Source organism: Acinetobacter sp. A47 (genome assembly GCF_000805455.1).
In the GTDB taxonomy this organism is placed as follows: Bacteria; Pseudomonadota; Gammaproteobacteria; order Pseudomonadales; family Moraxellaceae; genus Acinetobacter.
The window spans coordinates 1-13,649 of record NZ_JSUS01000065.1; the positions used below are offsets into that span (position 1 = coordinate 1).

General features: G+C 42.4%; 22 protein-coding genes and 1 pseudogene. 11 read left to right on the plus strand and 12 right to left on the minus strand.

Translation table 11 applies throughout. The features are described from left to right. The first annotated feature begins 154 nt into the window (after positions 1 to 154). From OC23_RS14575 to OC23_RS18580, 6 genes are all read left to right on the plus strand, one after another. Entirely contained in the window at positions 155 to 499 is a 345-nt protein-coding gene (locus OC23_RS14575; RefSeq protein ID WP_038345621.1) for a hypothetical protein, read from the plus strand. Position 500: 1 nt separating this feature from the next. Next, a complete protein-coding gene (locus OC23_RS14580; RefSeq protein ID WP_038345622.1) occupies positions 501 to 1,271 on the plus strand; it encodes a hypothetical protein in 771 nt (256 codons plus the stop codon). A gap of 63 nt (positions 1,272 to 1,334) precedes the next feature. Next, a complete protein-coding gene (locus OC23_RS14585; protein ID WP_038345623.1) occupies positions 1,335 to 1,892 on the plus strand; it encodes a DUF4376 domain-containing protein in 558 nt (185 codons plus the stop codon). A 2-nt stretch (positions 1,893 to 1,894) separates the two neighbouring features. Then, positions 1,895 to 2,728: a hypothetical protein gene (locus tag OC23_RS14590; protein ID WP_038345624.1), complete on the plus strand. Its 834-nt coding sequence runs from the start codon at positions 1,895 to 1,897 to the stop codon at positions 2,726 to 2,728. Positions 2,729 to 2,763: 35 nt separating this feature from the next. Beyond that, the gene (locus OC23_RS14595) at positions 2,764 to 3,291 is read left to right on the plus strand and encodes an N-acetylmuramoyl-L-alanine amidase (RefSeq protein ID WP_038345625.1); all 528 of its coding nucleotides are present in this window, start codon (positions 2,764 to 2,766) and stop codon (positions 3,289 to 3,291) included. After that, entirely contained in the window at positions 3,272 to 3,745 is a 474-nt protein-coding gene (locus OC23_RS18580) for a hypothetical protein (RefSeq protein ID WP_052209173.1), read from the plus strand. The genes OC23_RS14595 and OC23_RS18580 overlap by 20 nt, the downstream gene beginning before the upstream one ends. A 558-nt stretch (positions 3,746 to 4,303) precedes the next feature. On the opposite strand, the gene OC23_RS14610 is transcribed toward OC23_RS18580, so the two are convergent. From OC23_RS14610 to OC23_RS14640, 6 genes are all read right to left on the minus strand, one after another. Beyond that, entirely contained in the window at positions 4,304 to 4,549 is a 246-nt protein-coding gene (locus OC23_RS14610; RefSeq protein ID WP_038345627.1) for a hypothetical protein, read from the minus strand. After that, on the minus strand, positions 4,549 to 5,196 hold the full coding sequence (locus OC23_RS14615; RefSeq protein ID WP_038345628.1) for an Nmad5 family putative nucleotide modification protein: 648 nt from the start codon (positions 5,194 to 5,196) through the stop codon (positions 4,549 to 4,551). Before OC23_RS14615 ends, OC23_RS14610 begins: the two co-directional genes overlap by 1 nt. Before the next feature lie 317 nt (positions 5,197 to 5,513). After that, on the minus strand, positions 5,514 to 6,335 hold the full coding sequence (locus OC23_RS14620) for an SPFH domain-containing protein (RefSeq protein WP_038345629.1): 822 nt from the start codon (positions 6,333 to 6,335) through the stop codon (positions 5,514 to 5,516). 291 nt (positions 6,336 to 6,626) lie between these two features. Further along, a complete protein-coding gene (locus tag OC23_RS14630; protein ID WP_038345631.1) occupies positions 6,627 to 6,923 on the minus strand; it encodes a hypothetical protein in 297 nt (98 codons plus the stop codon). Positions 6,924 to 6,975: 52 nt separating this feature from the next. Further along, complete coding sequence (locus tag OC23_RS18585; RefSeq protein ID WP_052209174.1) at positions 6,976 to 7,623, minus strand: hypothetical protein; 648 nt, start codon at positions 7,621 to 7,623, stop codon at positions 6,976 to 6,978. Positions 7,624 to 7,695: 72 nt separating this feature from the next. Beyond that, the gene (locus tag OC23_RS14640; protein ID WP_038345632.1) at positions 7,696 to 7,953 is read right to left on the minus strand and encodes a hypothetical protein; all 258 of its coding nucleotides are present in this window, start codon (positions 7,951 to 7,953) and stop codon (positions 7,696 to 7,698) included. 134 nt (positions 7,954 to 8,087) lie between these two features. On the opposite strand from OC23_RS14640, the gene OC23_RS14645 reads away from it, so the two are divergent. From OC23_RS14645 to OC23_RS14660, 5 genes and pseudogenes are all read left to right on the plus strand, one after another. Next, the gene (locus tag OC23_RS14645; protein ID WP_038345633.1) at positions 8,088 to 8,702 is read left to right on the plus strand and encodes a ParA family protein; all 615 of its coding nucleotides are present in this window, start codon (positions 8,088 to 8,090) and stop codon (positions 8,700 to 8,702) included. Between the two features lie 2 nt (positions 8,703 to 8,704). Next, the gene (locus tag OC23_RS14650) at positions 8,705 to 8,950 is read left to right on the plus strand and encodes a hypothetical protein (protein ID WP_038345634.1); all 246 of its coding nucleotides are present in this window, start codon (positions 8,705 to 8,707) and stop codon (positions 8,948 to 8,950) included. 76 nt (positions 8,951 to 9,026) lie between these two features. Next, positions 9,027 to 9,176: pseudogene (locus OC23_RS19670) on the plus strand (helix-turn-helix domain-containing protein); the annotation flags it as partial. A gap of 66 nt (positions 9,177 to 9,242) precedes the next feature. Continuing rightward, positions 9,243 to 9,596 (plus strand): hypothetical protein, encoded by a 354-nt coding sequence (locus tag OC23_RS19525; protein WP_227505566.1) that lies wholly within the window; start codon positions 9,243 to 9,245, stop codon positions 9,594 to 9,596. A 322-nt stretch (positions 9,597 to 9,918) separates the two neighbouring features. Beyond that, on the plus strand, positions 9,919 to 10,104 hold the full coding sequence (locus OC23_RS14660; protein WP_038345635.1) for a hypothetical protein: 186 nt from the start codon (positions 9,919 to 9,921) through the stop codon (positions 10,102 to 10,104). Positions 10,105 to 10,677: 573 nt separating this feature from the next. Here OC23_RS14660 and OC23_RS14665 read toward each other — a convergent pair. From OC23_RS14665 to OC23_RS14690, 6 genes are all read right to left on the minus strand, one after another. Beyond that, complete coding sequence (locus OC23_RS14665) at positions 10,678 to 11,055, minus strand: hypothetical protein (protein WP_038345636.1); 378 nt, start codon at positions 11,053 to 11,055, stop codon at positions 10,678 to 10,680. Beyond that, a complete protein-coding gene (locus OC23_RS14670; protein ID WP_152607839.1) occupies positions 11,055 to 11,336 on the minus strand; it encodes a hypothetical protein in 282 nt (93 codons plus the stop codon). The genes OC23_RS14665 and OC23_RS14670 overlap by 1 nt, the downstream gene beginning before the upstream one ends. Continuing rightward, entirely contained in the window at positions 11,336 to 11,602 is a 267-nt protein-coding gene (locus OC23_RS14675; RefSeq protein ID WP_038345638.1) for a hypothetical protein, read from the minus strand. The genes OC23_RS14670 and OC23_RS14675 overlap by 1 nt, the downstream gene beginning before the upstream one ends. Before the next feature lie 374 nt (positions 11,603 to 11,976). Further along, entirely contained in the window at positions 11,977 to 12,396 is a 420-nt protein-coding gene (locus OC23_RS14680) for a hypothetical protein (RefSeq protein WP_038345639.1), read from the minus strand. Further along, positions 12,396 to 12,698, minus strand: a complete 303-nt coding sequence (locus tag OC23_RS14685; protein ID WP_152607840.1) for a hypothetical protein — start codon at positions 12,696 to 12,698, stop codon at positions 12,396 to 12,398. Before OC23_RS14685 ends, OC23_RS14680 begins: the two co-directional genes overlap by 1 nt. A 205-nt stretch (positions 12,699 to 12,903) precedes the next feature. After that, positions 12,904 to 13,155 (minus strand): hypothetical protein, encoded by a 252-nt coding sequence (locus tag OC23_RS14690; RefSeq protein ID WP_152607841.1) that lies wholly within the window; start codon positions 13,153 to 13,155, stop codon positions 12,904 to 12,906. Positions 13,156 to 13,649 lie beyond the last annotated feature (494 nt).

Below are 13,649 nucleotides of genomic sequence, written 5' to 3' on the forward strand. Positions count from 1 at the left end.
ACCATTTGACCACACAAGCATTGGAAGCTATTGCGATCTCGGCACGTAATGTAACCATTACAGCGCCCGATGGTTCTAAGACAGTACAGACAGGTGGAATGACTCAGATCTTCTATCCTAACGGACAACTTGGTATCAGATTAGGGATTAGCTAATGCCAGCAATTTTGGAGATTTTTAACCCTGACGGTTCACTGCGCTTTAGCAGTGAACGGTTCAAGGTTCTTAAATATGATGGAAACTATAATGCACTCGAAAGTATGCATATTGTCACTAAAAGCGATTGGACGACTCGTTGGCAAGTAGACCTCGCCATTAAGATTCCCGCAGCCAAAGGAAAAAGAGGCCTAGCCTACATTCCTTGGCTGTTCTTGGTTCAGCCTCAACGAGACCATGACTTCATTCGCACTATGACGCGAATTATCCGGTTTCCTCATAACATCAATCAAGCACAGCTTTGGGCGCATGTGAGTCAACCTGCTTTTACGGTGAGTATGTAAGATGCCTGTACATTTTGATATTTATGCACCTGACGGCTCCTTGCAGCTCAGTACCGAGACAAAACCTATTGGACGGCATAAAGAGTACATAGAATGGTTTGACGGTTCTAATGGTGCCCAATACGGCACTTATATTATTGACCCTGAAAATAAGCAGCTTATTGATCAAAGGCATAATAGAGCTTTCGGTTATCCAAGGGTAACTATGAAAGATGGCTACATGTACTTTATGCAACTAGCTGATGGTGCAGTGGTTAGTTTTAGCCCCGATTATGGTACGTGTATGGGTATTAGGCAGCATTCTGGGCGAGTTCTTATGGCTGATGTAAGGGAGTATAACCCGATACCTCAGCCTAACGAGCACCTGCAGGTATTTAACCAACAAGGGCAAATGGTTTGGGGTTCTGAATCACTTGCCCAATCAATCCAGTTAATTGATTGGCATACTATTTGGTTCGGAGATCACACCTATCATGGAGTACCTCAGCTATTCTTTGATGTACCCCATGATTTAGATATGAATAAAGTATTCTTCTATGTAAGCATGAATAATGCCATGTTTGGTCCGCAAGCAACTGATTCCGTTGGTGTTACTCAGTTTCCGCTACTCTACCTTCGTAGAAGGGGGCATAGGATTTTCCTACTCCCTGATTTCTATACCTACTTTAATACAATGACCCGTTACTTAACTCAGAATTTTAATGCCAAGCTTTCATCTGCAGCAGGTGGGGATTCATTTCAAGTTCTGGTTATGTATGTACCTAACCCTTAATACCCAATTAACAGTGTAACGATGGAACTCGTTACACTATCTTTTTCAGTCAAGGAATGACTTATGCAACTCTACTTAATTAAACCTAATGGACAATTTGGTGGTCGTATTGAAGGCACAAAACTGGAAGTGCTTGAGCAAGTCCCGCCAGATTACACATCAACGCTCTTACCGCCGCCACGAGAAACAGATTACTGGAATGGCTCAAACTGGGTGAACATCGGCCCTGCGCCTTCTGTGTATATGGTTTATGACTATGACAAGAAAGCTTGGGTTGATACACGTGTACTTGAAGATGTTCAACGTTCACATTGGGATTCGATCAAGTTTCAGCGCAACATGGCTGAATACGGTGGTTTTACCCATGATGGTATTAAATATGACTCAGACCTTAATTCACAGTGCCGTATTAACTCAGCTTTAATTTTAGGCGAACCTGTTCAATGGACTACAGCAGATGAAGGGGTAGTGGACTTCACTGTTGAGGAGTTCCGTGACTTGGCTAAATCTATGGCCGATCACATCCAACGTGTACATGCTGCAGGTCGTGTAGCTCGCGCTGCAATCTACGATGCAACTACTGTTGCTGAGGTTGAAGCTGTTAAATTCTTTGTGGGGTAATTATGCGGCAAGTCATTGGGGTTGGTGTACAACCCAACGATAAGAAAGGAGATCCTGCAAGAACCGGTATTCAGAAAGCCAATATGAACTTTCTGGAACTGTGGTCGTTTTTGGCAGGGTATTTGGGAGCAGATAAGCTTCCAGATGCAATTCCAGTACTCCGAGGGGGTACAGGAGCAACTACTGCGGAAGGTGCACGTAAAGCCTTAGGTATTGGAGATGCTGCAACTAAAGCAGTGGGTAATGAGGAAGGTAATTTGTTTGTGGTGGGAACAGTTGGTATTGGTACTGACTTGGCACCGACCACTCTACAATCTAAGCAGTCTAAACCAAACCAGTTTAAATCAGGTGAATTCACTTGGCTTAACTCAGATCGTATGACGGCTTTGACTCTCGGTACACGTGATGCAGGTATCAAGGCTCAGTTTGGTATTCGTGACGTTACCACTGTACCTACTTGCTCTTACCGTGGCTCTCGTGCAGGGACAGGTGAATTTAGTCCATGGTTTGATCTGTATGGTGGTTCTAATGCAATCACTACCGTAAATGGCAACATCAAGGCAGCGAACAACTCACTGCGTTTGTACCATGATGAAGCGGTGACTCAGTACGGGGAGAAAGTCTTTTCTTCGTTCAGAGATGGTGTGTATACGTTACTCGCTACAAACCTTGACACATCAAATTGGACTTTAGAAGTTCCAATGGATTATAAAGGTGTCGTTGAATTTGAAGCGGCAGTAGCACAGGCAGGAAGCTCGGTTACTGTTACCGTCACTAAAGGCGGTAAACCGTTTCAGATTCCTAAAGGTAAATGGATTGACCTTCATATTAAGTAAATCTACTTACTTAAGTAAGTAAACAAGGAGTGTTTATGAAGATTATTACAATTACTGCCGGGCACAGTAATACTGACCCTGGTGCAGTAAATGGAAAGCGTACAGAGGCGGAGATTGCTGCTGATATGCGTAACATGGTTGCTCACTACTTAAAGGCTGCAGGTGTGACTATCCGTACTGATGGTACTGGTCAAACCAACTTGCCTTTACGTACTGCAATCACATTGGCCAAAGGTGCACATGCTGCAGTTGAGTTCCACTGTAATGCAGGGCCAGCCTCGGCTCGCGGTGTTGAAGCACTGTCACAAGCAAAGGACAAGGTACTGTCACAGAAGCTTTGTGGTGCAATCAATTCAGTATTGGGCATCCCGCTTCGTGGGGACAAAGGTTGGAAACCTGAGAACTCTGGCCAGCATACTCGCTTAGGTTATGTTCAGGCTGGTGGAATTGTTCTGGAACTATTCTTCATCTCAAACAACGCTGAATTGGCTTTGTGGGATGCTAAAAAATGGTTAGTAGCGAAAGCTGTAGCGGAGGTGTTAATTGCCGAAGCTCGTAGTTAACGCTATTTGCTTTGTATTCAAGCACTTTTGGGCCTTCCTGAGTGCTTGGTTCTTTATCCTGTTATTGGTCAATGACTATCGACTGACTCAGGTAAAGCAAGAGTACAAAGATCATATCGAAACAACCGAATTTGCCATTAAGGATATGAACATCAAGTGGCAAACCAAAATGAACACTGCAGAGAAGGAATTTAATGAAAAAGTCGCTCAGCTTAATGCTGATAACGCTGTCCTCATTGATCGTGCTAACGGGTTGTCAGAGCAACTCAGTAAAGCTCAATCCAAATGGGTTACAGCTTCCAGCGAGTCCAAAACTGAGTACACCAATACCCTCAGTAACGTATTCAAACAGTGCGTCGCAGAATATAAAGACCTGGCAGTCAAAGCTGATGGACACGCACTTGATGCGATAAGGTTAAAGCAAGCTTGGCCAACAACCGATGAACCTCCTTAAAGGAGGTTCTGTTGTTCTGGGAGGCTATAAAAGGCTTCAAATGATTTAGGTTTGGTGGATGGTCCACCTTGTATAACAATAAGTAAATTCAGGATTGTATGTACTCTGACATACTCGTCATGTACAGAGATACGTCTTAGCCCATCTACCTTAGGGGCACTTTCAATTAATGAGTACAGCTTGGTTGTGTACTCATTAACAGTCTTATGAAGCCCTTTGGCTTCAATTTCTTTTGTTAGATCTTCAAATGATCGCATGATGCACCAGATAGAATAAAAGCCCCATATAGGAGCTTTTATTGTGGTACATTACGAGTGCCTTAGCAATAAGGCTCAAGGCGACCCGTAATGGTTAGACATTACCATAGACCTTGGAGTGTCTACGATGAACCGTGTACTCATCGTTGTCGTTACGTTGGTATTACTACTGATCAGTCAGGCAGTTTACTAACATAACGGGGTGGGGTAGTTACAGCTACCTCACCTTCTCCAAGTAAATATAGAACAATATACCGCACAAATCAATATAACTATTTATTCTAATCTGTGTGGGTGGGGGTTACTTTGCAAGCTGGGTATCGTCAGCTAACCATTCTTCTTCTGTCATTTCCCCAAGATAGTTAATACTATCTAAAGTGATCGTAGTTGCATTAGGGTTTACACGCTTAGCATCTTGTAAAAATACATCAGAAATCATATTAATTGCTGCAGCACTTACATAGGGAAACTTGCGCTCAAGAACTAATGTATGGTGTGTACCGGCATCAGATGATGCTACACAAAAGTAACGATGTGATTTTGCCATTAGGCAGCTCCTTTAAGGGGTAGACCGAGCTGTTTATTAAGGTGGTTTTTGTCTAACAATGCAATAGGCATAGGTTGCGTTTTAACCACTGGTTCCAAATGTTCGATCAATGGCTTAACTTCTGGCCACTGTTCATATAATTTGAAGAAGTTGCCCGCAGTACGGATGATGTTGGTCATCTCCTCAGTGAACGCTTCATACTCTACGTCCAGGTCTACAAGATCTGATTGGATCTCAAGAATTTCATTGATCTCTTTGTGGTCTACATGAAACTCAATCCATTTGTCAGACATGAAGTACGGGAATAGTTCAGCCTTTTCTAAGTAGATAACAAGATCTGACACCATATCAGTGCGTGTACGCTGTTCTGAGCCATAATAATAAGTGGTACGTTTAGCAACTTTAACCTTCTCGCCTTTGTCATCGACAATGCGTAGGTTGATTGAGCGTGTCTTTGGGAGCCAGCCGTTAGGGAGTTTCTCCATATCGCGCTTACGGTTTCCAAGAAGGATGTCATATACACGCTGAACTACAGCGTATTTCTTTTTGTTGAGTTCTGCTTTAAGTCCAGAGAACTTACGTTGTGCAAGTACGTTTACGATGTCGGTGATGTCACCTTGTTTGAATTTACGTTTTAATGGATTCATGTTTATATCCTATTACTTTGAATTTCTATAAGTTTTCTTGGCTTCTAAAAACCAATCAAGGGTTACGCAAATAGCTAGAAGCAGCACTAATGCGCTTCCAAAGAACTCGGCACTAAAGCCCTGGGTAAAGTAAAAATAGCCTAAGCAAATTAGAGCCATTAACGTTATTAACAGTCCAAAAATGAACGAGATGTAAGGTAAGCGCATAGGTAAATTAAAAGCCCCGAAGGGCTTTGTATAAAAGGTAAATGGGAAGCGTTAGTGCTTGGCCAACGGCCATGAGCACTAACGTTGATATGAAACAGATTAAGTACACATTACTTAACGTTCAGAAGGGGAGTAGCGGAGCCGTTGCCCATAAGAACTGTATGCGTACCTTTACCTGCAAAGGCTTGTTGTGCATCAATTTCCATCTTGCGGATCAGCATTGGTGATAGAGATGCAGCAATCACACGGTTTGCATCAGCTTCGGCTTTTGCAGTGGTAAGGCGTACTTCTGCCTGTGCCAACGCTAAAGCTTTCTGACCTTCTGCACGGTTGATTTCAAATTGAACCTGAGCTGCCTGACGGATCGCTTCTTCTAAGCGTGGGTCAGTAGTTAATGAACGTACTGTCGCACCTGGAATATGGAATACGCCCGGCATTTCTTTATTCAAAGATTTCTGCAGTTCAGTCACTACATCTGCAGCAATTTCATCACGATGTTTATGGATCTCACCTGAATCAAACTTCGCTACAGCTTTGAAGATGGCTTCCTGAGCGTGACGCTTAACGTAACGTTCACCTACTACTTGGTCGCCGTCAGCGTTAAAAGATAAGTCACCTGCAAGTTTTGCAAGGGTCTCAGCCACACGGTTTGGGGCGATTGTGTAGCGCACATCAATGGCTACTTGTTGCATCGTTACGTTGTCTTTGGTCTTTGGCTTAAGGTTTGCCAAAGGCACAGTCGTTTCACGTACACTGATTACTTTGATTGACTGGGTAAAAGTCTGATGAATACCAGGGGAAAGCTCCTCTGTTTTCATTTTGCCCAATGCCCAAGCTACGCCTACATGACCGGTTTCAACCTTTTCGTAGAAACAGCCTGTTAAGCCTAAAGTTGCGATGCTGAGTGTGAGGATTCCAAGTAACTTTTTCACTGTTTAAGTCCCTATAAGTGAGATTTGAATAATTAAGATGAACGCGATAATAGTTAGGCAGATTTGCCAACTGTATTTGTTGAGGATTTTCAATACAGTGCCACGTATGGCCTTGTTAGAAATTCCGAAGATAAGTGAAGCTAAAAGTGCGAGCACGAATAACCATTTAATTGCCAATCCGAGCATTAATAACCCTCGCCCATGAGCAAACTCCTTTTAATTATCTACTTACTTAAGTAAGTAAATAGGGTTAATAAAAAATGCTAGTGTGGTGCACTAACATTGGTGAGATTAAGGAAGCAACTCTTTAAGTGCATCCACGTTATCTAAAGCCTTGAGAACTACATTAGCGGGTAGATAGTTCGCACGGAACTCCGTATCTGTATATGACTTAAAGCCACCATCTCGTTGCACGAGCCAGTCCCCTACATTCAAACGCATATTACCTTCTGGTAATGGCAGGATCATGTATTCTAGTTTGCCTTCTCCTAAGACATTACTAGGGTATATGTACGTGCCATCAATAATCCATGATGTGAGGGCGTATGATGAATTAAGTGTTCCGGTAAATTGATGTGCTTTGATCATTTCCAAGACCTAAGATATAAAACAGCCACGGACTGTCTCTGGGTGTTTACATTTACTTTTGTGTATTGAGTTGCTTAATAATCATTTGAGACCATGGTTCGTACGCAGAGATCTCATTTAGTAAGTCCTCTGGTGCAGACCATTTTTGATCTTGTGTTTCATCTGTTTCTGCAATTAGTTTGGTATCAACTACAACGTTAACCCACAAACCAATATGTACAGCAGATACAGGGTCATTTAGTACAGCTAAAGCTAACTGAACGCCTGAAAGATCTGGTGTAAGGAAGTAGCCAATTTCTTCGCTCAATTCACGTGTAATTGAAGCTTCGAGAGTTGCTACGGCATTAATATTGCCTTCGTCATCCAGCACCACATCCGCAATGTCAGTATGACCGCCAACGCCAATGCTACGAAGGGCTGCAAGGCCTTTCTCACCGCCGTTTGTACCGCGAGAGTATGAAAGGTACTTACCATCTTCATTCTGAATGGTTACATACCCCAAGATTTGCGGGAAAGCATGGGCGATGTCATAGTTCAAGAGGCTCTTGTCAGAGGCATCCACAACACTGCGGTTGAGAAAGTGGTAATTGTTAGCAAAAATCTTCGCTAAGTTAACTGGATAAATACCAGGTGTTTCCGGGTCAATGTGCGAGCACTTAAGTAATGCATCTAATGCTACGCATAAAACTGCAGGTTTCATTGGTTTCTCCTATGCGGAAAGAATTGTATGTCTAAAGTATCTATTTACTCAAGTAAGTAAGTAAACAAAGGTTCAGACGTTGATTTGAATGGTTTGGTTTTCGATCAAACGGATGATTAGAAAAAACGCTAAAGCGAAGGGAATAATCCAAAAAGGGAATAACAGTATCATACCTGCTTTTGCAAATAGCCTAAGCAAATCTACAACTGTATAAAATGTTTTAACCATTTGATTTAAAACTTCTTTCCCTATATCACTACATACTGTAGGATAGTTTTTCACGGCACGTTTGACTAAGTTTGATGTTTGAAAGAGTGTTGTAGGTCTCATATATACCTCATACCTGCTTAGGCTATTTCAATTTAAGAAATGTTTTGTTACATTTACGATTTGTAGTCTTACTTGCTTACTTAATTACTTACTTGATTAAATAGGTCTCACAGAGAGACCGTAAAAATATAAATATGAAAACAGTGGTAATTGCATCCCGAAAGGGTGGGTCTGGAAAGACCACAAATGCGCGTAACTTTGCTGTTGCTTTGATAAAGCGTGGCAAGCGTGTTCTACTAATTGATACTGACCTTCAAGGTACTCTATCAAAATGGTGGAATCGCCGTACTGTTGAAGACTTAGACTTATTAGTAGTGCCCTACAGCCAAATTAAAGAGGCTCAAGCTAGTGCACTACGTGCGGGGTATGACTATCTAATTATTGATACACCGCCGGACTCTAATGAGGCAATCGAAGGTACTGTCAGTATTGCTGACTTTATCTTGGTTCCTTGCAAAGCCAGTCCGGATGACATCGAAGCTGTTGTGGAAACGCATAAGCTGATTCAGAACGCTGGCAAAGACTTTACGTTTATTGTGAATGAGGCTAAGCCAAATACAAGCTTACTGACATTGGCATTAGAAACACTGTCACAGCTTGGGCCAATAGCACCAACACAATACAACTACATCTCACATCCTACATCTGCAGTGTCAGGCTCAACTGTAATTGATACAGAGCCAAGCTCTAAAGCTGCAGAAGATGTAGTCAAACTCACTAATTATGTACTCAGTCGCGTCGGAGAGTAACAATGGGCAAAGCACCTTTATCATTAGACAGTCTTAAACAGGTTGCTGAGCAATCTGCGCCTGCTCAAACTTCTGGCCAACCGGATGTGGTAAAATCAGATGCACCACAGGTTACAAAGCAGTTATCTGTTAAAGTAACCTTACCTGTGTATGAGCGTTTGCGTAAAGCTGCTTATACGCTTGAAATGTCGCATCAGGACATTGGTTCGGATGCTGTTGCGGAATGGCTAACGAAAAATGGATTCTAATTTAGACGAACTTAAAGCACAGACTCAGTTCTTTCACCTATTTAAAGCCATGTACGATTCAGGTGACGTGGCTCAAATGGGTTCACACGCGTTTAACGTGTATTGCTATATAAAGTCATGTGTTAATTACGAACGTCCAGATGCATTTCCGTCAATCGAGACGATCTGTAAAGCAACTGGCGTTTCTAGGGCTAATGTATTCAGATGTATTCCTGTCTTAGTAGAGATGGGCTACCTCACAAAGAATACATCGGGTAGACATACAATCTACAGAGTGTGTGAGAGGATACCCATGTTAGATGAAAACGGCGATGTACAGGCTACAGCATCTTGGGAATACATCCCTAAATACGCTGTAAAAGCTGTATCAGAACTTAAAGAATTGATTCAATCATCAGGTGATGTTAATGCAGCTCGCTACATTCACATCGAACACTTACAAGTTATCGTATCCAATATTGAATCTGGCGGCGTACAAAACATTGTAGCCGGGGACAATATTGATAATAGTACTACCAATGCTATTCATGTCACGCGTGAAAGCCAGACACTTGAAGATCATTTAAATGACCTGGCACAGCAGGGCGATGGTTCTACTGCAGCTAAAATAAAGCGCGGTATTAAGAAGAAAACTTCAACTGGATAGGTCTCATGGTGAGACCTTTTCTTTTTCTATTAGTCTCACAGTGAGACTGATGCATTTTTGATTGGTCTCACTGTGATACCTATTGATTTATAAAAATAGGTCTCAGTATGATACCTATAAGTAGAGTCTAGTCTCAGTGTGAGACTGAGTACCCTTAAAAGGGTCTCTATGTGAGACTAATTAAGCCTTAATAGGTCTCACTGTGATACCCTAAAAAGAACTCTTTAGATTCTAAATTTAAAAAGATCTTTTTATGGTCTAGAACGGTTAAAATCTGTGGATAAAAATACCTACTTATCCACAAAATGCAGGAAATCTTAAAATGGCTAAATTCCACGAACCAATTGCTTACTTGAACGAAGAAGAATTAGAACGAGCAATTCAATGGGGTACAATCCAACGTGAAGAAGCTCAGAAATCAGAAGATCAAATTTGGGATGAGTACGATGATCGTATTCTCCATACTTTGAATTCAAAACTTAAACAAATGCGAGGCTCTGTAGCTTGACTTAATCTTTGATTACAGTAGACTTGTTTTAAAGGTTAAATCCTTTAATTGGTCTGAAAAACCCTAGGAGCGAAGGCTTTTAGGGTTTTTCTTTATGTATCGCAGTTAACATAATGTGCGTTATGCGAAATGTAATTACACAATTATCCACAATACTTTTTGAAAACAACAAGTTATGAATTCAAAAACTTTTTTATGAAAACTATACTTATCCACAGTTGGAACATTTTGCCAATCAACGTGAATACCAAGCTTTAATTTGGCACTCACTATGCGTTGTAAACAGATTTTTATAGTACGAAGCTGAATGGCCACTGGTACACTTACGAGCACGTTCAGCAGCCGAAGGACTTAATACAATTGGTTTACCGCAGAGTTTACAGCTCATTGCCTTACCCCACATTTGATACAGTCAAACTCACGGATGTCGTAAGATTCTGACCAGTTAATACGGCGATTGAAGATATGGACTATCCTTCCAAAATCACCACAGGCTTTACATGGTTTCTGTGTCATCACTTCAACCGATCTGACGAAGCGTTTTCTTGCTTTGGTGAACATGGAAGGTCTCCTTTAAACCGTTTGATCGGGCAACGCCCGATTCTTAATTACATTATGCTTCACTAGAACGCCGTACAGCTCCTCTTGGAGAGCTTCTGGCGTGTTCCATACATTCATACCCCTTAAAGCATTAAACGTTACTGAGGCCCGTTTAGCGCGATCTTTGGCTAAGTTGTAGAGGGTTGCTGTGGCATAGGCATAATGCGCATCTGGGTGTCCGTACTTACGTGGTTTCATTCGAGCTGTTTCAATACTGATTGGACGTTCTAAACCATGTAAGTAAATCCACTTATGTCCTGCAGACTTGACGACATAATAAGTACCTTCGATACATACAGAATCGCCACGCTTGAGCTTCTTAAGCTCCTCGCTGTGCATGTGGTAAGTCATTAACCTGGTATCTCCTCTGCACGGATCTCCCAGATAAAGTCACGGATACCACGATCAAAGGCACGGCCTTCCTGCGTATCACCATCAAAACCTACAGAACGACGTTCCAGAAAATCTAAGGTGCATGTGGTTGGATTTCCTACATAAACGGTCTTAGCAAACTCATAACCACGCTTACGAGCCTTCTCAAGTTTGGATTCAGGCACAGGCTGAGCCATGAGCCAGCCAAGGAATATCAATGCCCCTAGAATTACCAGAGGCGTAAAGTGAGCTATGTTCATCAGTCGACAACCACTGTAGGACGTTTACGTGGACTGCATTTTTGGTAATGTTTAACCAGTTCTATAAGCATCTGAAATCTAAACATGATGTTGTGATTAAGAATGAACTCATTACGAATCCAAAAAGCAGTTTCATTGATGCTACGGCCATCTTGAGGGTTAACAAGGTGTACCATTTCCTTGATTTTTATCTTATGGTGCCGGTTAGCAATGCTCAGGAATTGCTTTACAGAAGTTGCATCATCTAAACGTTCACGGTACTTCATCAATCGTTCTCCATGTTTATGAATGCACCTTCGATAACGCTATCAATGTCGCTAATTAAGTTCTCTTTAAAGATCTCCTGTTCGCCTGGCGATAGCTCAAACCATTGGTCGTTGTGATACTTACTTAGGTCAATTGTCAGGATGTTCCCGACTTGAGTGATAATGCTCATATAGTTCCTTAATTAGTTGTTCCCGAAGGAATATTCCTTCACATTCAATGAACATCTCGCGGATGTAACGATAAGTTCTCACACCCCAAGCATGGTCTTTACCTAGTTGGGACATGAGCTGTTTTGCGAGTGCTTTATGTTTGGTATTGGCTGTCCGAAAGAACACAGCTTTTGAATCGATTTGCCCTAGCTTTTCTCGGTACTTCATAGCACCTGTGACCAATCCAGTTTCTCGCCAGATGCGACACGTCTGCGGTCAGGGGGTAGATACATGTGCTTCAAAGCATTTTCTGAGTGGTACATGTAATTACCGATGTCAGTAAGAATTTTGAATAGCGGGGGCAAGTCCTTGTCTGCGTAAGGCAGTACCTCTACGATGGTTGCGTTTGTCCATTCTCGGGGATGTGCGGTATGTAGTACGGTCCCACGTTCATAGGTATTACACTTGTACATCACTGCAGCGTCAAAGCATTGATCGAGATGAAGCCATACAGGTACACCATGTAACTTTGTTGGGTGACGTTTCTCCTCGTCAGATACCCAATCCACTACAGGCTCAGGGTCAATTGTTCCATCTGGATTAGTACTGCCAGTTGGTGTGCCTAAATCATTGGTTTGTTTCATTACACACCTCGGATAACGATGTTGCTTATGCTGCCTGTGTAGCTGTAATGAATATCCACTTGTAAGCCTGCGACCTCAGGGTGGATGTCTAACTGCTTCCGGAACTCTTTCTCGCAACGTTCACGTGATTCACGTGTCATGTTGTCAATCAGTACTTTCCGTACATCGTCGTTGTAGGCTGAAAGGAAGTTTAAGAAGCCCCCTTGGTAGTCATTACCACTGGCCACAAAGTCTGCGATTGCCTGACCTACGAGGTCTGTAGGCGTAAGAAACTTACTTCGATCTGCCAGGTTGCAAGTCACGTAATCGTGCTCAGGGCTTTGATGTGTGCGTACGATTGCTCCCATTAACCAAGCTCCGTTACAGTAATTGCAGCAATGATCGAGTTCCCATTGTTTACTGCGATGCTGCAGCCTAGAACGACATGCGTGTCATTAATAGATTCGGTGTATTCGTTAATACGTGCCTGTAGTACTACAGGGTCAGGTGCTCGGATGATTTTGATCATTAGATGATTCCTTCTAATTGCTTAAGTGCGATTTGATGTACTTGATCGAGACGGGTATAGCCGTAATGCCATTTTCCACTGTGATAAATATCAAAGGTGTACGTCTGGTCGTCATCGTTGTAGTTGATGTCTACGATCACATTTGGGTGATATTCAATGCGTTCGCCGTTGAATTTGGTGAGAACTTCTCCGGAGCCGAGACCGCAAAGTTCTCGGAAAGATTGGGCGAAGGGTCTTTCGTTTGTTTCCATGGGGAAATTCACGTCCTGTTTTATATCGGTAATTGCGTATGACTCGGTACACGGTGGCAATGCCAACATCGTGTTTCCGTGCAATCACTGCTTTATGTGTGGTTATGTCAGATAGGAATGTATTTAGAATTGCTTCGGCAATTTCCGGAGCTAATGGTTTAAAAGCTGGTTGCATAAAAAATGGGGCTAAATAGCCCCACTCCCTTGTGTTAATTAATACCTCCCATTCAATGAATCGAACCTAGCCCGTAAGGCATCTTCAAGGTAATGGAACATGCGGCTACCAATGTGGGCTGCAGTCACTACGAAGATTGGTTCAGTGATCCATGCATAGAGAGAACCTTTGATTACCGGGTACAAGTCATAAGCCAAGTACCCAACAAGCAAGGCAGAAGCGTACTCAGTAACTATCCATAGTTTTGAGACTCGCTCTTGCTTTAGGATCTGCCTTCCAATGGAAATCAGACCTGAAACGGAACTGATAATTAAGGCCC

Excerpts from the sequence above, each read along its gene's own strand:
- OC23_RS14575 (WP_038345621.1), top strand. The coding sequence starts at position 155 with ATGCCAGCAATTTTGGAGATTTTTAACCCTGACGGTTCACTGCGCTTT.
- OC23_RS14580 (WP_038345622.1), top strand. The coding sequence starts at position 501 with ATGCCTGTACATTTTGATATTTATGCACCTGACGGCTCCTTGCAGCTC.
- OC23_RS14585 (WP_038345623.1), top strand. The coding sequence starts at position 1,335 with ATGCAACTCTACTTAATTAAACCTAATGGACAATTTGGTGGTCGTATT.
- OC23_RS14590 (WP_038345624.1), top strand. The coding sequence starts at position 1,895 with ATGCGGCAAGTCATTGGGGTTGGTGTACAACCCAACGATAAGAAAGGA.
- OC23_RS14595 (WP_038345625.1), top strand. The coding sequence starts at position 2,764 with ATGAAGATTATTACAATTACTGCCGGGCACAGTAATACTGACCCTGGT.
- OC23_RS14610 (WP_038345627.1), bottom strand. The coding sequence starts at position 4,549 with ATGGCAAAATCACATCGTTACTTTTGTGTAGCATCATCTGATGCCGGT.
- OC23_RS14615 (WP_038345628.1), bottom strand. The coding sequence starts at position 5,196 with ATGAATCCATTAAAACGTAAATTCAAACAAGGTGACATCACCGACATC.
- OC23_RS14630 (WP_038345631.1), bottom strand. The coding sequence starts at position 6,923 with ATGATCAAAGCACATCAATTTACCGGAACACTTAATTCATCATACGCC.
- OC23_RS18585 (WP_052209174.1), bottom strand. The coding sequence starts at position 7,623 with ATGAAACCTGCAGTTTTATGCGTAGCATTAGATGCATTACTTAAGTGC.
- OC23_RS14640 (WP_038345632.1), bottom strand. The coding sequence starts at position 7,953 with ATGAGACCTACAACACTCTTTCAAACATCAAACTTAGTCAAACGTGCC.
- OC23_RS14645 (WP_038345633.1), top strand. The coding sequence starts at position 8,088 with ATGAAAACAGTGGTAATTGCATCCCGAAAGGGTGGGTCTGGAAAGACC.
- OC23_RS14650 (WP_038345634.1), top strand. The coding sequence starts at position 8,705 with ATGGGCAAAGCACCTTTATCATTAGACAGTCTTAAACAGGTTGCTGAG.
- OC23_RS19525 (WP_227505566.1), top strand. The coding sequence starts at position 9,243 with ATGTTAGATGAAAACGGCGATGTACAGGCTACAGCATCTTGGGAATAC.
- OC23_RS14660 (WP_038345635.1), top strand. The coding sequence starts at position 9,919 with ATGGCTAAATTCCACGAACCAATTGCTTACTTGAACGAAGAAGAATTA.
- OC23_RS14665 (WP_038345636.1), bottom strand. The coding sequence starts at position 11,055 with ATGACTTACCACATGCACAGCGAGGAGCTTAAGAAGCTCAAGCGTGGC.
- OC23_RS14670 (WP_152607839.1), bottom strand. The coding sequence starts at position 11,336 with ATGAACATAGCTCACTTTACGCCTCTGGTAATTCTAGGGGCATTGATA.
- OC23_RS14675 (WP_038345638.1), bottom strand. The coding sequence starts at position 11,602 with ATGAAGTACCGTGAACGTTTAGATGATGCAACTTCTGTAAAGCAATTC.
- OC23_RS14680 (WP_038345639.1), bottom strand. The coding sequence starts at position 12,396 with ATGAAACAAACCAATGATTTAGGCACACCAACTGGCAGTACTAATCCA.
- OC23_RS14690 (WP_152607841.1), bottom strand. The coding sequence starts at position 13,155 with ATGGAAACAAACGAAAGACCCTTCGCCCAATCTTTCCGAGAACTTTGC.